Origin of the sequence: Maritimibacter fusiformis (genome assembly GCF_008086115.1) — a bacterium.
GTDB classification, from domain to species: domain Bacteria; phylum Pseudomonadota; class Alphaproteobacteria; order Rhodobacterales; family Rhodobacteraceae; genus Muriiphilus; species Muriiphilus fusiformis.
In genome coordinates, this window is record NZ_VSIY01000005.1 from 133,949 (window position 1) to 151,248 (window position 17,300).

At 67.1% G+C, this 17,300-nt stretch carries 17 protein-coding genes and 2 tRNA genes; 13 read left to right on the forward strand and 6 right to left on the reverse strand.

Annotated elements, in window-relative coordinates:
- Positions 1–121: 121 nt before the first annotated feature.
- Positions 122–1,228 carry an ABC transporter ATP-binding protein gene (locus FVF75_RS08250; protein ID WP_148377500.1) on the reverse strand — a complete coding sequence of 369 codons (1,107 nt, stop codon included), beginning with the start codon at positions 1,226–1,228 and terminating at the stop codon, positions 122–124.
- A 144-nt stretch (positions 1,229–1,372) separates the two neighbouring features.
- Here FVF75_RS08250 and FVF75_RS08255 point away from each other — a divergent pair, with 144 nt between their 5' ends.
- Entirely contained in the window at positions 1,373–2,206 is an 834-nt protein-coding gene (locus tag FVF75_RS08255) for a universal stress protein (protein ID WP_187393015.1), read from the forward strand.
- 16 nt (positions 2,207–2,222) lie between these two features.
- On the opposite strand, the gene FVF75_RS08260 is transcribed toward FVF75_RS08255, so the two are convergent.
- Together FVF75_RS08260 and dksA are read right to left on the reverse strand one after the other, a co-directional pair.
- Complete coding sequence (locus tag FVF75_RS08260) at positions 2,223–3,404, reverse strand: FAD-dependent monooxygenase (protein WP_148377502.1); 1,182 nt, start codon at positions 3,402–3,404, stop codon at positions 2,223–2,225.
- Positions 3,405–3,498: 94 nt separating this feature from the next.
- Positions 3,499–3,921, reverse strand: a complete 423-nt coding sequence (gene dksA, locus FVF75_RS08265) for an RNA polymerase-binding protein DksA (protein WP_148377503.1) — start codon at positions 3,919–3,921, stop codon at positions 3,499–3,501.
- Positions 3,922–4,210: 289 nt separating this feature from the next.
- Here dksA and FVF75_RS08270 point away from each other — a divergent pair, with 289 nt between their 5' ends.
- From FVF75_RS08270 to FVF75_RS08300, 8 genes are all read left to right on the forward strand, one after another.
- On the forward strand, positions 4,211–5,056 hold the full coding sequence (locus FVF75_RS08270; RefSeq protein WP_148377504.1) for an AAA family ATPase: 846 nt from the start codon (positions 4,211–4,213) through the stop codon (positions 5,054–5,056).
- 424 nt (positions 5,057–5,480) lie between these two features.
- Positions 5,481–6,869, forward strand: coding sequence for a DUF2927 domain-containing protein (locus FVF75_RS08275; protein ID WP_148377505.1), 1,389 nt, complete (start codon positions 5,481–5,483; stop codon positions 6,867–6,869).
- 27 nt (positions 6,870–6,896) lie between these two features.
- Positions 6,897–7,058, forward strand: a complete 162-nt coding sequence (locus FVF75_RS17520) for a hypothetical protein (RefSeq protein ID WP_166127127.1) — start codon at positions 6,897–6,899, stop codon at positions 7,056–7,058.
- 72 nt (positions 7,059–7,130) lie between these two features.
- Positions 7,131–8,315, forward strand: a complete 1,185-nt coding sequence (locus FVF75_RS08280; protein ID WP_148377506.1) for a vWA domain-containing protein — start codon at positions 7,131–7,133, stop codon at positions 8,313–8,315.
- A 55-nt stretch (positions 8,316–8,370) separates the two neighbouring features.
- Complete coding sequence (locus tag FVF75_RS08285; protein WP_148377507.1) at positions 8,371–8,745, forward strand: hypothetical protein; 375 nt, start codon at positions 8,371–8,373, stop codon at positions 8,743–8,745.
- Entirely contained in the window at positions 8,742–9,362 is a 621-nt protein-coding gene (locus FVF75_RS08290) for a DedA family protein (RefSeq protein ID WP_187393016.1), read from the forward strand. The genes FVF75_RS08285 and FVF75_RS08290 overlap by 4 nt, the downstream gene beginning before the upstream one ends.
- A 51-nt stretch (positions 9,363–9,413) precedes the next feature.
- Positions 9,414–10,103 carry a M48 family metallopeptidase gene (locus tag FVF75_RS08295; RefSeq protein WP_148377509.1) on the forward strand — a complete coding sequence of 230 codons (690 nt, stop codon included), beginning with the start codon at positions 9,414–9,416 and terminating at the stop codon, positions 10,101–10,103.
- A gap of 65 nt (positions 10,104–10,168) precedes the next feature.
- Positions 10,169–10,242: transfer RNA gene (locus tag FVF75_RS08300), tRNA-Gly, on the forward strand.
- Between the two features lie 21 nt (positions 10,243–10,263).
- On the opposite strand, the gene trpE is transcribed toward FVF75_RS08300, so the two are convergent.
- The 3 genes from trpE to FVF75_RS08315 form a co-directional block, all read right to left on the reverse strand.
- A complete protein-coding gene (gene trpE, locus FVF75_RS08305) occupies positions 10,264–11,772 on the reverse strand; it encodes an anthranilate synthase component I (protein WP_148377510.1) in 1,509 nt (502 codons plus the stop codon).
- 8 nt (positions 11,773–11,780) lie between these two features.
- Positions 11,781–13,619, reverse strand: coding sequence for a peptidyl-prolyl cis-trans isomerase (locus FVF75_RS08310; RefSeq protein WP_187393017.1), 1,839 nt, complete (start codon positions 13,617–13,619; stop codon positions 11,781–11,783).
- 185 nt (positions 13,620–13,804) lie between these two features.
- Positions 13,805–13,881: transfer RNA gene (locus tag FVF75_RS08315), tRNA-Ile, on the reverse strand.
- Between the two features lie 167 nt (positions 13,882–14,048).
- Here FVF75_RS08315 and FVF75_RS08320 point away from each other — a divergent pair.
- The 4 genes from FVF75_RS08320 (at position 14,049) to rnd (ending at position 17,296) form a co-directional block, all read left to right on the forward strand.
- Positions 14,049–14,315 carry a hypothetical protein gene (locus FVF75_RS08320; protein WP_148377512.1) on the forward strand — a complete coding sequence of 89 codons (267 nt, stop codon included), beginning with the start codon at positions 14,049–14,051 and terminating at the stop codon, positions 14,313–14,315.
- Between the two features lie 79 nt (positions 14,316–14,394).
- Complete coding sequence (gene purM, locus FVF75_RS08325) at positions 14,395–15,432, forward strand: phosphoribosylformylglycinamidine cyclo-ligase (protein ID WP_148377513.1); 1,038 nt, start codon at positions 14,395–14,397, stop codon at positions 15,430–15,432.
- Entirely contained in the window at positions 15,429–16,022 is a 594-nt protein-coding gene (gene purN, locus FVF75_RS08330; protein ID WP_148377514.1) for a phosphoribosylglycinamide formyltransferase, read from the forward strand. The genes purM and purN overlap by 4 nt, the downstream gene beginning before the upstream one ends.
- 113 nt (positions 16,023–16,135) lie before the next feature.
- Positions 16,136–17,296 carry a ribonuclease D gene (rnd, locus tag FVF75_RS08335; protein ID WP_148377515.1) on the forward strand — a complete coding sequence of 387 codons (1,161 nt, stop codon included), beginning with the start codon at positions 16,136–16,138 and terminating at the stop codon, positions 17,294–17,296.
- The last annotated feature ends 4 nt before the right edge of the window (positions 17,297–17,300 follow it).

The window sequence follows — 17,300 nt, forward strand, 5'->3', positions numbered from 1 at the left end:
GCGCGCCGCGCCCCGTTCGTTTCGTGCCCCGTATGTATTGATTCCGGCGCCAAGTTCAAAGCCCCAAAGGGTCGCGGGGCGCAAGAAAATGCCGCCGGGCGGCGCGCGGTCCGCTCGCGGATCAGCCGGCGCGCCTGCGCGCGGGTGATCGGTCGGTCACCGGAAAGACGAAACAACGGTCGCGCCGGATCGCGATCCAGAGCGGCGTGCCCGGTTTGGGCAGAAACACCGACGGCACGTTGGCGCGCATCTGCGAGCCGTCAAATTCCATCCGGAACTCGACCAGGCTGTCCTTGCCGATGAAACGCGCCCGCTCGACGATGCCGCGCGCCCAGACGCCGTGTTCGGGGCTGGGGGCCGGCCCCTGCCCGCCCCGGTCGAAGTCGATCTTGACGTGCTGCGGACGGATCACGATGTCGACCTCGGTGCCATCGGCCTGCCCCGGCGCAAGAAACTGGCCGAAGGGCGTGTCGGTCAGCGCCCCCTCGACCCGGCCCCGTATCACGTTCACGTCGGAAAAGAACGCCGCCGCCTCGCGGTCGACCGGGGCGTTGTAGACGTTGTAGGGCGCGCCGCGCTGCACGATCCGGCCGCGCCGCATCAGCGCGATCTCGTCGGCCATGCGCATCGCCTCTTCCGGCTCATGTGTCACCAGCAGAACCGCCGCGCCCTCGTCCTTGAGGATCGAGAGCGTTTCGTCGCGGATGCCGTCGCGCAGGCGGTTGTCGAGGCCGGAAAACGGCTCGTCCATCAGCATGATCTTGGGGCGCGGCGCCAGCGCACGCGCCAGTGCGACGCGTTGTTGTTCGCCGCCGGACAATTCATGCGGAAAGGCGCCCAGAAACCTGACCAGACCGACCTTGTCCAGAAGCTCGCGCACCCGCAGCCGCTTTTCGGTGCGCGTGCCGCTCAGGCCGAAGGCGATGTTGTCGGCCACGCTCAGATGCGGGAACAGCGCGAAATCCTGGAACATCAGCCCGGTGCCGCGCCGTTCCGGCGGCACGAACAGCCCCGGCCCCGCCACGGGTGTGCCGTCGATCCGGATCTCGCCCTCGTCGGCCCGGTCCACCCCCGCGATGATGCGCAGCGCCGTCGACTTGCCGCAACCCGACGGCCCCAGCAGGCAGGTCACCTGGCCCGGCATCACTTCGAGCGACAGGTCGTCCACCACCGGCCGCCCGCCGAAGCGGCGGGTGATCGACAAAATCTCGAGCCGTGCTGTCACCACCGGGCCGCCTCCGATACCCGAGCGAAATCATCGGGTGCGATGGGCAATAGCAACCGGTGCGCCTATCGGCAAGGGCGGCATTGGGTCACCTTGCCGCTGGCACCTTCGGCGCACATATGATGCCTGGCCATGACGGAGACGGAAATGCAGTCCATTCTTGTCGCCAGCGATCTTTCCGAACGCTCTGACAGGGCGGTGCGCCGCGCCATCCGGCTGGCCCGCGATCACGGTGCGACCTGCCATGTGCTGCACGTGATCGACCACGACCTGCCCGGCGAACTGGCGGTGCGCTGGCGCGAAGACGCCGGAACGCAACTGGCACGCTTCCTCTCCGCACTCGATAGCGACGGCGTCGCGCTCAGCCATGAGGTCTGCATCGGCGATCCGCTGCAAGCCATTCCCGAAACGGCCGTCGAACGTGGCGCCGACCTGGTGGTGCTGGGGCTGCACCGGCCGCGCGCCTTCCTCGACCGGTTGCGCGAAACGACGATGGAACGGGTGGTGCGCCTACTGCGCGCGCCGGTTCTGCTGGTGCGCAACCCGGCGGGGCATGACTATGAAACCGTGCTTGCCCCGGTCAGCTTTTCGCCCGCCTGCACCGCCGCCTGCCGGGCGGCGCGCGCCCTGGCGCCCTCCGCGGAGATTCACGCCTTTCACGCGATCCACCTGCCCTATGCCGGCCTGACCGGCGAAAAACCCGGCGGCCCGATGTCGCGCGCCCTGATCGCCGAGGCCGAGGCGGCCCGCGACGCCTGGCTTCATCAGGGCGGCCCGGGCCTGGCAGCGGACCGGATCGCGCTGGTCACCGGCGGGCTGCACCAGGTCATGGCCGATCAAATGGCCAGCCTGCGCCCGGATCTTGTGGCGATCGGCGCCAACACGCGCTTTTCGTTGGCGCCGCACCTGCTTGGCAGTTTTGCCGCCGAACTGGTGCGCGACCCGCCGACCGACCTGTTGATCGCCTGCCGCAAGACCTGACCGGACCCGCCGCCGCTCAGCCCTTGGTCACGTCGTGGTCATAGATCCAGTCGTATTGCCCCAGCACGAACTCGGGCCGCACCGCGCCGGCCAGCCGCAGCGCGCCGAACCCCAGCGCCTTGGCCAGCGGATTCTTGAGGTGATAGTTGCGCGCGTTGTTGTTGGCCGCCTCGATCACCCGTTCGACCCGAAGCTGGCGGCGGGCCTGGTAGAGTGCCGGACCATCCGTCATCCCCTTGTCGTCGAGGCACTCGGCCAGCACCCAGGCATCTTCCAGCGCCATCACCGCGCCCTGCGCCAGGAACGGCAGCGTCGGATGCGCGGCATCGCCCAGGATCGCGGCGGGACCGCGATGCCAGGTTCGCGCGACCGGATGCCTGAACAAGCCCCAGACATGCACCTTGTCGGCCTGCGACAGAAGGCTCTGCGCCTCGGAGCCGAAACCGGCGAAGGCACGGCGCAGGTTGTCGGGATCGTCGCGATTGAACCAGCCTTCCTCGGCCCACTCGGTCCGCTCTTCGACCGCGACCAGGTTGATCAGGCTGCCCCCGCGCAGCGGATAGCTGACCATGTGCCGCTTTGGTCCCATCCGCACGACCGCCTCGGCCGCTTCGGTGCCATCGCCCGGCACCAGCGCGCGCCAGGCCACCATGCCGGTGAAGAACGGCGCGCGGGCCTCTGTCGGGCTGCCCTCGATCGCATCGCGGACTTTTGAATGCAATCCATCGGCCCCGACCAGGAACGGCGCTTCGCGCAACCCCTGCCCTTCGACCTCGACAAAGGCGCCGGCCTGGCCGATGTCGACGCGAGTTACCCGGGCGCAGGTTTCGACCTTGACCCCCGCCGCCACGGCCGCCTGGTGCAGGATGTCGATCAGATCGGCGCGATGGAACAGAAGGAACGTCTGGGCCGGACGCAGATAGCCCACGTCCATGCGGATCACGTCGCGCCCGGTGATGCCGTCGACCAGCCGCACCGCGCGATTGCGCATCGCGCGGTTGCGCGCCTCGCCGCCCAGCCCCAGCGCGTCCAGCACCGCAACGCCATTCGGGCTGAGCTGGATGCCGGCGCCGACCTCGGCGATCCGGCCCGCCTGCTCCAGCACAGTGACCTCGGCGCCGCGCTGCGCCAGGGCGGTGGCTGCCGTAAATCCACCCAGCCCACCGCCGAGCACGGTGATCTTCTGTCCGTCCAGCATTGGCCTTCCCCTTTGCCCGATCCAAGACGAAAAACGCCGGGGCGTCACCACCCCGGCGCCTCACATCGGCGTGAGCGTTCGTTTCAAACGCGGCTCAGTCGTCGCGGTGAACCTTCTCGCGGCGCTCGTGGCGCTCCTGCGCCTCGAGGCTGAGGGTCGCGATCGGGCGCGCGTCCAGCCGCTTGAGAGAGATCGGTTCGCCGGTCTCCTCGCAATAGCCGTATTCGCCAACTTCGATCCGGCGCAGCGCGCTGTCGATCTTGGCCACCAGCTTGCGCTGGCGGTCACGGGTGCGCAGTTCCAGCGCCCGGTCGGTTTCCTCGCTGGCGCGGTCGGCGATGTCGGGGATGTTGCGGGTGGCTTTCTGAAGCTCCTCGATGGTGTTCTTGCTGTCACCGAGCAATTCAGACTTCCACTTCAGAAGCTTGCGCCGAAAATATTCCAACTGGCGCGCGTTCATGAACGGTTCATCCTCGGCTGGGGTGTAGTCCTCGGGGAGGAAGACCTCTGCTTTCATCCCTGGCTCCTTGTGCTCGCCGGCGGCCGAAATGTCAGTGGCGCTCTCAGCCATCCGGTATCCTCCTGCGCGCTCCTTTAGACCACTGATAGCGGGTTGTCACTAGGCAAAGCGCAGCGAAAGGGCGGCATTCGCGCGCAGGCGGCAGGTCGTTCCGGCGCCAGGAAAATGATCTCACGATAACCGTGGTTTCGCCCATTCCTGTGCCGCCGATTGCGCGCCGCCCCTGCCCCTTGCCTTCCGCCCGCGCGCTGATTACCCAAGTGCGAACCAACATGGGAGGCCGGACATGGCATCGCGTTTCGACGGCACCGAAAGCTACGTCGCCACCGACGATCTGAAGGTCGCGGTGAACGCCGCGGTGACGCTGGAGCGTCCGCTGCTGGTCAAGGGCGAACCCGGCACCGGCAAGACCGAACTGGCCCGCCAGGTCGCCGCCGCGCTGAATACGCCGATCATCGAATGGCACATCAAGTCGACCACCCGCGCCCAGCAGGGGCTTTATGAATACGATGCCGTCAGCCGGCTGCGCGACAGCCAGCTGGGCGACGAGCGCGTGCATGACGTGGCCAACTACATCAAGCGCGGCAAGCTCTGGCAGGCGTTCGAGGCCGACCGGCGCGTGGTCTTGCTGATCGACGAGGTCGACAAGGCCGATATCGAATTTCCCAACGACCTGTTGCAGGAACTCGACCGGATGGAGTTTCACGTCTACGAGACCGGCGAAACCATCCGCGCCCGCCATCGCCCGATCGTCATCATCACCTCGAACAACGAAAAGGAATTGCCCGACGCGTTTTTGCGGCGGTGCTTTTTCCACTACATCCGGTTTCCCGACATCGAGACCCTCAAGCGCATCGTCGAGGTGCACCACCCCGGCATCAAGGACCAGTTGCTGACCACCGCGCTGACGCAATTCTACGAGATCCGCGAACAGGCGGGGCTGAAGAAAAAGCCCTCGACCTCCGAGGTGCTCGACTGGCTGAAACTGCTCCTGGCCGAAGACATGGACGCCAAAGACCTCAAGCGCGACGCGGCCACGGCGCTGCCGAAACTGCACGGCGCGCTGCTCAAGAACGAACAGGACGTTCACCTGTTCGAACGGCTGGCATTCATGGCGCGGCGCGAGCGGTAACGCGGCCCGACTTCCTGTTACGAACCGTTCGGGGCCATAGTCTCACCACGCCTCAATCTCGCCACATTCGATAACCGCGATTAGTGGCGCTCGCCCAATACGTCACCACATCTAGCTACGATACTGTTTCGCAACCGAAAACAGCCCGTTTTCTGCCGCAATTCAGTCCCAATTCGCTTTCGTCGAATCGAAATAACGCCTACCCCTGAACTGGCCTGGGGGGGCGCAAGAACGGCGAGGACGTGTTGTTTTGGGAGACAATACGAACATTTCCGCCCGCGCGATGATCCGTGCGGATCGGCCCCGGTTGCTCCAGAAATGGTCGGCCAAGTCACGCTATCGCGGCCCTGCCGGTCCGAATGCGGTTGGCCGGATGTCGCTTGCGCGCAGGCAGGGTTCACCAATTTCCGGCAAGGGGCGCTCAATGGTGGGACACAAGTTGATCGTGGGGGCGATCGCGATCCTGGGGCTGGCGGGCTGTGCAGCAGACCTGCCGCAAGGGGAAGTGACGGCACGCGATGTGACGTCACGGCAGGTCACTTTGCCGGCGGAGCTTCCGCCGATGAAGGCCTTCGCCAGCTCCAGGATCGAAGCGCCCACCCGGCCCAACGGCGAAATCGCCGGCGATTTCCTCGACCTCGCCTTCCAGTTGGAAAGCGGCCGCAGCCTGCCGGTGCTCAGCCGCTTCGAAGGCCCGGTGACCATCGCCGTCACCGGCCGCGCGCCCGCCGCGCTTGGCACCGATCTCGACCGGCTGCTCCGGCGTCTGAGGATCGAGGCCGGCATCGACATTCGCCGCACCGAGACCGGCCCGGCGTCGATCACGCTCGAGGTCGTGACCAAGAGCGCGCTGCAACGCGCGGTGCCGGGGGCGGCCTGCTTCGTCGCGCCGAACGTGTCGAGTTGGGCGGAATACAAGGCCGCGCGGCGCACCGCCCAGACCGACTGGACCCGGCTGCGCGAACGCACCCGCATGGCCGTCTTCATCCCCGGCGATGTCAGCCCGCAGGAAATGCGCGATTGCCTGCACGAAGAGGTCGCCCAGGCGCTCGGCCCGGTCAACGACCTCTACCGGCTGTCGGATTCGGTCTTCAACGACGACAATTTCCACACCGTCCTGACCGGCTTCGACATGCTGGTGCTGCGCGCCTACTACGCGCCGGAACTGCGTTCGGGCATGACCCGCACCGATGTTGCCGCGCGCCTGCCCGCGATCCTGTCGCGGCTCAACCCCGCCGGCGGCTACGGCGTGCCGCAGCCGGTGGCCCCGACCCCCGTGGCCTGGAAAGAGGCGATCGAAACGGCGCTCGGCGGACGGGAGTCGACCACCGTGCGGCGCGAGGCGGCCGGGCGCGCGGTGTCCATCGCCCGTGCCCAGGGCTGGCACGACACGCGGCTGGCGTTCTCGCTGTTCGCGCTGGGGCGTCTGAACCTCGGGGTCAATTCCGACATCGCGCTGGCCTCGTTCCGTGAGGCCGAGACGATTTATCGCACGGCACCCGGCACCGCGCTTCAGGCCGCGCACATGGGCGTCCAGCTTGCCGCGCACGCCCTGTCGCTGGGCAATGCCGAAACCGCAATTCGTATTGCCGACAGTCACTTGGCGACCGTTTCAAAGGCCCAGAACGCGGTGCTTCTGTCGACGCTCATGATGATCAAGGCCGAGGCGCTGGACCATCTGGGCCGCGTCCACGAGGCGCAGCTTGTGCGCCTCGACTCGCTGGGCTGGGCGCGCTATGGCTTCGGGTCTGAGGCCGAGGTCGGCGCGCGGCTGATCGAGATCGCGGCGATCGCACCGGGCGGCCGCATCTGACGGGGGAAGGCCCCCGAGGGGGTCTGGATGGTCATCATTGCCTTCGCCGTCATCGGCGCCCTGATCGGTGGTTTCACCGCACGCTCGCGCGGCGGCAAGGGGCTGGATATCGCGCAATACGCAGCATCCTACGCGCTGGCCTTCGGCATCGTCGGGCTGTTCATCACGGTGTTTCTGACCCGCGGCTGACCCGGCACCCCGCCTGCCCTTGCCCGCCCGGCCCCGATCTGCAACATCTGGGCCAAAGCCAAAGGCCCGCCCATGTTCCTGTCGTTCTTCGAAACCCTGCGCGCCAACAAGGTGCCGGTGTCCTTGCGCGAATTCCTCTCGTTTCTCGAGGCGATGCGCGCGGGGCTGGTGACCTATGATGTCGAGGGTTTCTACTACCTCGCCCGCGCCGCGATGGTGAAGGACGAGCGCAACATCGACAAGTTCGACCGCGCCTTCGCGCAGGCCTTCGACGGGCTTGAGGCGATCAGCCTGGAACAGGTGCTGGAGGCGGTCGACCTGCCCGTCGACTGGCTGAAAAAGATGGCCGAAAAGCACCTGAGCGACGCCGAAAAGGCCGAGATCGAGGCGCTGGGCGGGTTCGACAAGCTGATGGAGACACTGCGCGAGCGGCTGAAGGAACAGCAAGGGCGCCACCAGGGCGGCTCGAAATGGATCGGCACCGCCGGCACCTCGCCGTTCGGCGCCTATGGCTACAACCCCGAAGGCGTGCGCATCGGGCAGGACAAATCCCGCCACCGGCGCGCGGTCAAGGTCTGGGACAAGCGCGAGTTTCGCAATCTCGACGACTCGGTCGAGCTTGGCACCCGCAACATAAAGGTGGCCCTGAAACGCCTGCGCAACTGGGCGCGCGACGGGGCGCACGAGGAGCTTGACCTCGACGGCACCATCCGCGCCACCGCCGAGCACGGCTATCTCGACGTGAAAACCCGCCCCGAGCGGCGCAACGCGGTCAAAGTGCTGCTGTTCCTCGATGTCGGCGGCTCGATGGACCCGCATATCAAGGTGGTCGAAGAGCTGTTTTCGGCCGCCCGGGCCGAGTTCAAGCACCTCGAATATTACTATTTCCACAATTGCCTCTACGAAGGCGTATGGCGCGACAACCGGCGGCGCTGGAGCGAGCAGACCCCGACCTGGGACGTGCTGCATACATACGGCTCCGACTACAAGGCGATCTTCGTGGGCGATGCGGCGATGAGCCCTTACGAGGTCGCCATGCCCGGCGGCGCGAACGAGCACTGGAACGCCGAGTCCGGGGCCACCTGGCTTGCCCGCGCCCGCGACCAGTGGCCCGACAACCTGTGGATCAACCCGCTGCCGGAACACCACTGGCGCTACACCCAATCCATCGGCATGATCGCCGATCTGTTCGAGGGCCGCATGGTGCCGATGACGCTGGAGGGGATCGACCGCGGCATGCGCGAACTGGGGCGGTAGCGGCGGAACCGCGGCGCCAAAACGAATAAACCCTGATGCAGGAAAGTCCGGCCCGATGATCGCCTTTGTCAAACGCCTCTGGGCCGCAGCCCCGGTCGCCACGCTGGTGCTTGGGCTGGCGCTGACTGCCGCCGGGCTGTTCGCGGTGCGCGGGGTGGCGTTTTGGGTCTACTGGAGCGACCCGGCCCGCCATGAACAGGCGATCGAGCCGTGGATGACCCCGGGCTATATCGCGCATTCCTGGCGCGTCCCGAGAGGCGTGGTGATCGAGGCGCTCGACGCACCGGTGCCGCCGCCCGACGGGCCGATCAACCTCGACGAACTGGCCGCGCTGCGCGGGGTCACGGTCGACGACCTGATCGCCGAGGCCGAGGCCGCCATTGCCGCATGGCGCGCCGCCCATCCCGACCTGGACGGGGGCGGAAGATGAGCGAAACCATCTTCAGCCTGATCACCGATTACGGACCCATCGCGATCTTCGTCTCGGCGTTTCTGTCGTGCCTGGCGCTGCCGATCCCGACATCTCTGATGATGCTGACCGGCGGGGCCTTCGTCGCCACGGCCGACCTCGACCTCTTGCCGGTGGTGCAGGCGGCCTTGTCCGGCGCGGTGATCGGCGATCAGGCGGGGTTCCTGATCGGACGCTTCGGTGGCACCCCGGTGCTCGAACGCCTGGCACGCGCGCCCGCCCGTCGCGCCGTGCTCGACCGGGCCCGCGCGCTGGTCGACCGGCATGGCGGCCTTGGCGTGTTCTTCTCGACCTGGGCGATCGCGCCGCTGGGGCCGTGGGTGAACTTCGCCGCCGGGGCCACCGGGCTGGGCTGGCTGCGGTTCACCATCGCCGACGTGCTGGGCGAGGTCATCTGGGTCTCGCTCTACGTCGGGCTTGGGTATGGCTTTGCCGCCAATGTCGCGGCGGTGGCCGAGGCGATGGGCGACCTGATGGGGCTTCTGGCCGCGCTGGCGGTCGCCGCGGCGGCGGCCCTGTGGATTCGGGCCGTCCTCAAGGCGCAAAGGGCGCGACACCCGGCACAGGACCACCGTTGATCACGGATATCGCCCCTTCCCCCCACCGCCTGCGCACCCCATATTGCGCCCATGTTGAAGTTCACCCCGATCCTTCTGGCGATCCTCTATGCACTGGCGATGTATCGCTTTTCCGCCTGGCGGCTGGGCCACGAGTTGGACGCGAAATCGACCGAGCTGGCCGACCCCACGCTCAAGCGCCTGACCGACCGCATGGCCGAGGCGCTCGACGTGGCGCGCATCCGGGTGAACATCTACGAGGTCGAGCCGGTCAACGGGCTGGCCGCACCCGACGGGCGCATTTTCATCACCCGGGGCTTTTACAACCAGTATCGCCAGGGCGCGGTCACTGCCGAGGAACTGGCCAGCGTCATCGCGCATGAATTGGGCCATGTCGCGTTGGGCCATTCGCGCCGGCGGATGATCGACTTTTCCGGCCAGAACGCGCTGCGCACGGCGCTGGCGATGGTGCTGTCGCGCTTTCTGCCGGGGTTTGGCGTGGCCGTGGCCAATGCGCTGACCTCGCTTCTGGCCGCCCGGCTGAGCCGCTCGGACGAATACGAGGCCGACGCCTATGCCAGCGCGCTGCTGGTCAAGGCGGGCATCGGAACGGGACCGCAGAAGTCGCTGTTCTCCAAGCTCGAATCGCTCACCGCGGCGCGCGGCGCGATGCCCGCCTGGTTCATGTCGCACCCCAAGAAGGACGAACGCATCGCCGCGATCGAGGCCAACGAAGGCAAGTGGGGCATCGGGCGCGACTAAGACACGCCGAGGCCTTCCAACCGCTTGACGCCGCCCGCGCCAATCCGTATCTGATGCCTCGCAAGGCGGGTGTAGCTCAATGGTAGAGCAGGAGCTTCCCAAGCTTAAGACGAGGGTTCGATTCCCTTCACCCGCTCCAGGCCTCCCGAACCGTCCCCGATCAATTCCCCGAGGTCTTGGCGAACACGCCGGCGGTTTCGGCGGCCATGCGGATGGCGCGGGATTTGTTGACGGTTTCCTCGAACTCGGCCTCGGGGTCTGAATCGTAGACCACGCCGCCGCCCGCCTGGATGTAGAGCACCTGGTCCTTGACCACTGCGGTTCGCAACGCGATGCACATGTCCATGTCGCCGTTGGCCGCGAAATAGCCAACGCCGCCGCCGTAGACGCCGCGTTTTTCCGGCTCGAGCTCGTCGATGATCTCCATCGCCCGCACCTTGGGCGCACCCGACACCGTGCCGGCCGGCAGCCCCGCCAGAAGCGCCGACAGCGCATCGTGTTCCTCGGACAACTCGCCCACCACGTTGGAGACGATGTGCATCACGTGGCTGTAACGCTCGACGATGAATTCCTCGGTCGGGCGCACCGTGCCGATCCTGGCCACCCGCCCGACATCGTTGCGCCCGAGGTCGAGCAGCATCAGGTGTTCGGCCAGTTCCTTCTTGTCCGACAAAAGGTCGTCTTCCATCGCGCGGTCCTGTTCGGGCGTCGCGCCGCGTGGGCGGGTGCCGGCGATCGGACGAATCGTCACCTCGCGGCCAAACACCCGCACCAGGATTTCCGGGCTGGCCCCGACCACCTGGAAGCCGCCGAAGTTGAAATAGAACATGAAGGGCGACGGGTTGGTGCGCCTAAGCGAGCGGTAGAGCGCGAAGGGTGGCAGGGAGAACTCCTGGCTCCAGCGCTGGCTGGGCACCACCTGAAAGATGTCGCCGGCGCGGATATAGTCCTTGGCCTTCTCGACCGCGGCGAGATAGTCGGGCTTGGAAAAGTTCGACACCATCGGCGGGGCCGCTTCGGCCTCGCCCAGGTCGTGGGTGGTGGCGGGCTGGCGTTCCAGATCGCGCAGCGCATCCATCACCCGCTCGGCCGACTGCGCATAGGCGGCGCGCGCCGACAGGCCCGAGGACTGGAAGGCGGGCGACACCAGGATCACCTCGCCCTTCACGCCGTCCAGCACCGCCACCACCGAGGGGCGCATCATCAGCGCGTCGGGCAGGCCCAGCGGGTCGGGGTTCACATTGGGCAGATGCTCGACCAGCCGGATCATGTCGTAGCCGAGATAGCCAAACAGGCCCGCCGAGGCCGGTGGCAGGTCGGCGGGCAGGTCGATGCGGCTTTCGGCCAGAACGGCGCGCAGGGCGGTCAGGGGGTCGCCGTCCATCGGCTCGAAGGCGTCGGGGTCGAACCGCGCCTGCCGGTTGATGCGGCTCTCGGTGCCGCGGCAATCCCAGACCAGATCGGGCTTCATCCCGACGATCGAATAGCGCCCGCGCACCTCGCCGCCGGTGACGCTTTCCAGGATGAAGCTGTCCTTGCGCGCGCCAGTCAGTTTCAGCATCAGCGACACCGGCGTGTCGAGGTCGGCAGCCAGCCTGGTATAGACCACCTGGTTCAGGCCCTTGGCCCAGCCGGTTTCGAATTCCTCGAACGAGGGGGTAAGCGCCACGGTCTACCTCACGGGAAGTTGGCGTTGACGGCGTTGATCACGCCCTGATCCAGCGTGATGCCGGCGCGGTTTTCCAGTTCCGCCGCGAAGGCCGATTGCAGGTCGAGCGCCATTTGCTGCGAGATCTGCTGGCTGAAATTCGCCTTGATCGCACGGGCCTCCGCCGCTTCCTGATCGGGCGCGTTGACCGCGTCGAGATGCACCAGAAACGCGCCCTCGTCGCCCGACACCACCTGCCAGCCGTCCGGCGCCATCTCGAACACCGTCCGCATCAGCGCGGGCGGGGTGCCGTCGATGAAGGCGTCGCGGCTCATCGCGGTTTCGATCACCTCGGTCAGCCCGAGGCTGGCCGGGGTTTCGCCGCCTTCGATCTCGTCCAGCATCGCCTCGGCGCGCGCCAGCACCTGCCGCCGGGTTTCGGCGGCCTGCCAGGCCGCAATGGCCTCATCGCGCACCTCGTCGAGCGGTTGCAGACGGGGCGCCACGACCTCGTCGAGGCGCAGCGCAAAGACGCCGCCGTCCGACAGTTCAATGACTTCGGGATAGTCGTCCTCGGTGACCGCCGCGGCAGCGGCGCGGAAGCTGTCATAAGCCGCGATGCCCTCGTCGCTGCCGGGCGTCCAGTCGATCGTTTGCAGACGCAGGCCATGATTGCCGGCCAGATCCTCGATCGTGGCGCCGCCGGCGAGGTCATCGTCCAGCGTCGGCACCAGGTCGTCGACCAGCCGGCGCGCGGCGTCGGCGGCATAATCGCCCTTCAACTCTTCGCTTGCCTCTTCGAAACTGGTCTCGCGCGCCGCCAGGATCGCGTTCATGCGAATGAGCGCCGGGCCAAGGCTGGTTTCGACCGGGCCGACGATGCCGGGTTCGCTCAGCGCGAAGACCTCGGGCCCGGCCGCCCCCAGTTCGTCCTCGGTCACGTCGCCCAGGTCGATGTCGGACAGGTCGAGATCACGTTCGGCCACAAGGTCTTCGAAGCTGGCGTCGCCAGCCGCCAGCCGATCCGCCGCCGCCTGCGCCTCGGTATCGGAGCCGAACACCAGACGCTCGACCAGACGGCGTTCGGGAACCACGAATTCCTCGATGCGCTGGTCATAAAGCGCGCGCAACTCCTCGTCCGAGACCTCGATGCGGTCGATCATGTCCTCGGGCGCGGCCCAGGCATAGGTGATCTTGCGGATCTCGGGCGTGGTGAAAAGCTCGGGGTTTTCATCGTAGAAAGCCTGCAAGGTCTCGTCGTCGGGCAGGCCGACCGGGGTGTCGAGCACGCTGGCATCGACCCGCGCCCAGGTGAAATCGCGCGTCTCGCGCGCCCAGGCGAACAGCGTGTCGGTGTAGACCGCCGGCACCGCGATCCCGCTGGACACCGCGCCCTGCAGGATGGTGCGGGCGACATCGGCACGCAGGCTGGCCTCGAATTCCGCCACGGTCAGCCCGGATTGCTGCAGGGCGAAATCATACATTTCGCGGTCGAACTTGCCGTCGACGCCCTGAAACGCCTCGATCTCCTTGATCTGGCGCGCGATCTCGGCGTCACCGACCGACAGGCCCAACCGTCCGGTCTCGTTCTCGAAGGCTGCCTGGGCAATCACCCGGTCAAGCACGGCCTGGTCCAGCCCGAACATCTTCGCCTGTGCAAAGGTCAGGTTCTGGCCATACTGCGCCTCGAACGCCTGCATCTCGGCGCGCAACTCGCGGAAATAGCGGTTCGCGTCGATCTCGGTGTCGCCGACCTTGCCGATCGACGTGGCCGAGCCGCCGAAGTTGAACGAGCCGAACCCGACCAGACCGACAAGGACCATGCCCATGATGATCCAGACGAAAATGCGCGAAACCTTGGTCGCCATGAAATGCCTGCCCCTTTGGAATACGTCACCGGGTTTTAGGCATTCGACGCGGGAAAGCCAACAGGGGATTGGCGTCGGCGGCGGGTGGGATCGCAGGCTTGCACCACGTCGCGGCGGCGCCCGCATGACGCCTCTGCCCCGCGCATAGAGCCAGGGCGTGATGCCGAAGCGCTCGCGATGCAGTCTGGTAGGCCCGGAGGGACTCGAACCCCCAACCAAGGCGTTATGAGCGCCCTGCTCTAACCAATTGAGCTACAGGCCCACCTGGGTGTGAATTAGCAGGATCGTCGGAGGGGTCAATGGGGCGAGCAACCACGGTGCCGGTTCGGCCCGGCGGTCTCGGCAGGCTTGATCGGATGCGCGCGGGGTGGTTTTATCACCTCGTCGGGGGTGCCACGGGGGACGCCGCCGGCACACGGGGGACAAGACATGATTGCGAAAAAGACCATTCTGGCGATGTCGCTTGCCGCGGCGCTGGCGATGCCGGTGCCTGGCGTGGCCCAGTCCTACACGCCGGTTTACCCGCCTTCCAGCAGCGCCGGAGACAATAGCGTTGTAGCCGCGGTCATCCTGACGGCGATGGCGGTGGCACTGGCGGTGATGGCATTCAATGGCAGCACGACGGTGTCGTCGAAGGGTGGCAAGACCGATCCCTATACCGGGCGCACCACCGGCCCGGTCTTGATGGACTTCTGACGCCCTGCACCCGCACGGCAGACGTGGACTCGGCCCGGAGCTTGCTCTATCCGGGGGCCGACATGCTTTGGGGGCTGAGATGAGCACGAAAGAGACCGGAATCACCTACGCCGATGCGGGCGTTGACATCGACGCGGGCAATGCGCTGGTCGAGCGGATCAAGCCCGCGGCCAGGCGCACCGAGCGGCCCGGCGTGATGGCCGAGCTGGGCGGGTTCGGAGCGCTTTTCGACCTCAAGGCGGCGGGATATGACGATCCCATCCTGGTGGCCGCGACCGACGGCGTCGGCACCAAGCTGCGGATCGCCATCGACACCGGCAATGTCGACACCATCGGCATCGACCTGGTGGCGATGTGTGTCAACGACCTGGTGTGCCAGGGCGCGGAGCCTCTGTTTTTCCTCGACTACTTCGCCACCGGCAAGCTCGACACCGACAGCGCCGCTCGCATCGTCGAAGGCATTGCCGAGGGCTGCTTGCACTCGGGCTGCGCCCTGATCGGCGGCGAGACCGCCGAGATGCCGGGGATATATAAGGCGGGCGATTTCGACCTGGCCGGGTTCGCCGTGGGCGCGATGGAGCGCGGCGGCGCGTTGCCTGCCGAGGTTGGGCCGGGCGACATTCTGCTGGGTCTGGCCTCCGACGGGGTGCATTCCAATGGCTACAGCCTGGTGCGCAAGCTGGTCGAGGTTTCGGGCCTGGGCTGGGACGACCCCTGCCCGTTCGGCGACGGCACGCTGGGCGCGGCGTTGCTGACGCCGACGCGGCTTTACGTGAAACCGGCGCTGGCGGCGATCCGGGCCGGCGGCGTTCATGCGCTGGCGCATATCACCGGCGGCGGTCTGACCGAGAACCTGCCGCGCGTGGTCGACGGCGCGGTGGTCGATCTCGACAGCTGGGAGATGCCGCCGGTGTTTCGCTGGATGCAGGAGGTCGGCGGGATCGAGACCGAGGAGATGCTCAAGACCTTCAACTGCGGTATCGGCATGGTCATCGCCGTGGCCGAGGAGCGCGCGGGCATCATCGCCGGGCTGCTCAGGGCCGAGGGCGAGACGGTCCACGCCATCGGGCGGGTGACGGCCGGAAGCGGCGTCGCCTTCACCGGGGGCGGCGTGTGAGCGCACGCGTCGCGATCCTGATTTCCGGGTCCGGGTCCAACATGGTGGCCTTGGCCGAAAGCATGGCGGGCGACCACCCGGCGCGACCGGTGCTGGTGGTGTCGAACCGCCCCGAGGCGGGCGGCCTGGCCAAGGCGCGTGATCTGGGCATCGCGACGGCCGTTGTGGACCACCGGCCGTTTGGCACGGATCGGGCCGCGTTCGAGGCGGCATTGACCGAACAACTCGAGGCGCATCGCCCCGATATCCTGTGCCTGGCCGGGTTCATGCGCGTGCTGACGCCGGCGTTCACCTCGCGCTGGGCCGGCAGGATGCTGAACATCCATCCGTCGCTCTTGCCGAAATATCCGGGCCTCGACACCCACGCACGCGCCATCGCGGCGGGCGATACCGAGGCCGGATGCACCGTGCACGAGGTCACGGCGGAACTCGACGGCGGCCCGATCCTGGGCCAGGCGCGGGTGCCGGTCCTGCCCGGCGACACGCCCGAGGCGCTGGCCGCGCGCATTCTGCCGTGGGAGCACCGGCTTTATCCCGCCGTTCTGCGCCGCTTTGCCGAGGACGACCGCCGCCCGGTTTTCCTGCCCTGACCTCGCCCGGCGACCCGATCCCGACCGTTTTCGCCCCGGCACTTTTCATCCCGTGCGAATGCCAGTAGACCGGGGCCGGACGAAGCGCGGGACAACGGAACGAAGATCACCATATGAACACGATTACGACGACCGAGGCATTGGCCGCGTTCTGCGCCGAAGCTGCCGAACACCCCTATGTCACAGTCGACACCGAGTTCCTGCGCGAACGCACCTATTACTCCATCCTTTGCCTGATCCAGCTCGCTTATCCCGGCAACGGCGACGAGAATGCCGTGCTGGTCGATCCGATGGCCGACACCCTGTCGCTCGACCCGCTCTATGACCTGTTTCGCGACGAGAGCGTGGTCAAGGTGTTCCACGCCGCGCGCCAGGATCTCGAGATTTTCGCGGTCGACGCGGGCGTGATCCCGAAACCGTTGTTCGACACCCAGGTGGCGGCAATGGTCTGCGGGCACGGCGACCAGGTCGGCTACGAGACGCTGGTGCGCAAGGTGGCGCGCGCGAGCCTCGACAAGTCGTCGCGCTTTACCGACTGGTCGCGCCGGCCGCTGACCGATGCGCAGAAGAAATACGCGCTGGGCGATGTGACGCATCTGCGCAAGATCTACGAGGTGTTGGCGGCCGAGCTGGAACGCACCGGGCGCGGCGCCTGGGTCGAGGAGGAGCTGGCGGTTCTGACCGATCCCGAGACCTATCGCACCCGTCCCAGCGAGGCCTGGCAACGGATCAAGACGCGCAGCAATTCCGGCCGCTTCCTTGCCATCGTCAAGGAACTCGCGCGGTTTCGCGAAGGCTATGCCCAGTCGCGCAACATCCCGCGCAACCGGGTGATGAAGGACGAGGCGCTGCTTGAACTGGCCTCGACCAAGCCCACCGACATGAAAGACCTGGGCCGCTCGCGGCTGCTGCTGCGCGAGGCGCGGCGCGGCGAGGTGGCCGAAGGCATCCTTTCCGCCGTCAAGGCCGGGCTCGAGACCCCCGAGGACGCCCTGCCCGAAGTGCCCAAGAACGGCAACGACAAGCTGCAGGTGAACCCGGCGCTGGCCGATCTGCTTCGGGTGCTTCTCAAGGCGCGGTCCGAAGAGACCGGGGTGGCGCAAAAGCTGATCGCTTCGGCGTCGGATCTCGACGCGCTTGCGGGCGGGCGGCGCAATGTCGCCGCGCTCAGGGGTTGGCGCGCCGAGGTGTTCGGAAACGACGCGGTGCGGCTGTGCGAGGGCAAGATCGGCCTGGCCGCGAATGGCCAGAAAGTCCGCGTGATCGAGGTCTGAGACC

Coding starts and splice junctions, on each gene's coding strand:
- FVF75_RS08255 (WP_187393015.1), top strand. CDS start 1,373: ATGCAGTCCATTCTTGTCGCCAGCGATCTTTCCGAACGCTCTGACAGG.
- FVF75_RS08260 (WP_148377502.1), bottom strand. CDS start 3,404: ATGCTGGACGGACAGAAGATCACCGTGCTCGGCGGTGGGCTGGGTGGA.
- dksA (WP_148377503.1), bottom strand. CDS start 3,921: ATGAAAGCAGAGGTCTTCCTCCCCGAGGACTACACCCCAGCCGAGGAT.
- FVF75_RS08270 (WP_148377504.1), top strand. CDS start 4,211: ATGGCATCGCGTTTCGACGGCACCGAAAGCTACGTCGCCACCGACGAT.
- FVF75_RS08275 (WP_148377505.1), top strand. CDS start 5,481: ATGGTGGGACACAAGTTGATCGTGGGGGCGATCGCGATCCTGGGGCTG.
- FVF75_RS17520 (WP_166127127.1), top strand. CDS start 6,897: ATGGTCATCATTGCCTTCGCCGTCATCGGCGCCCTGATCGGTGGTTTC.
- FVF75_RS08280 (WP_148377506.1), top strand. CDS start 7,131: ATGTTCCTGTCGTTCTTCGAAACCCTGCGCGCCAACAAGGTGCCGGTG.
- FVF75_RS08285 (WP_148377507.1), top strand. CDS start 8,371: ATGATCGCCTTTGTCAAACGCCTCTGGGCCGCAGCCCCGGTCGCCACG.
- FVF75_RS08290 (WP_187393016.1), top strand. CDS start 8,742: ATGAGCGAAACCATCTTCAGCCTGATCACCGATTACGGACCCATCGCG.
- FVF75_RS08295 (WP_148377509.1), top strand. CDS start 9,414: ATGTTGAAGTTCACCCCGATCCTTCTGGCGATCCTCTATGCACTGGCG.
- FVF75_RS08310 (WP_187393017.1), bottom strand. CDS start 13,619: ATGGCGACCAAGGTTTCGCGCATTTTCGTCTGGATCATCATGGGCATG.
- FVF75_RS08320 (WP_148377512.1), top strand. CDS start 14,049: ATGATTGCGAAAAAGACCATTCTGGCGATGTCGCTTGCCGCGGCGCTG.
- purM (WP_148377513.1), top strand. CDS start 14,395: ATGAGCACGAAAGAGACCGGAATCACCTACGCCGATGCGGGCGTTGAC.
- rnd (WP_148377515.1), top strand. CDS start 16,136: ATGAACACGATTACGACGACCGAGGCATTGGCCGCGTTCTGCGCCGAA.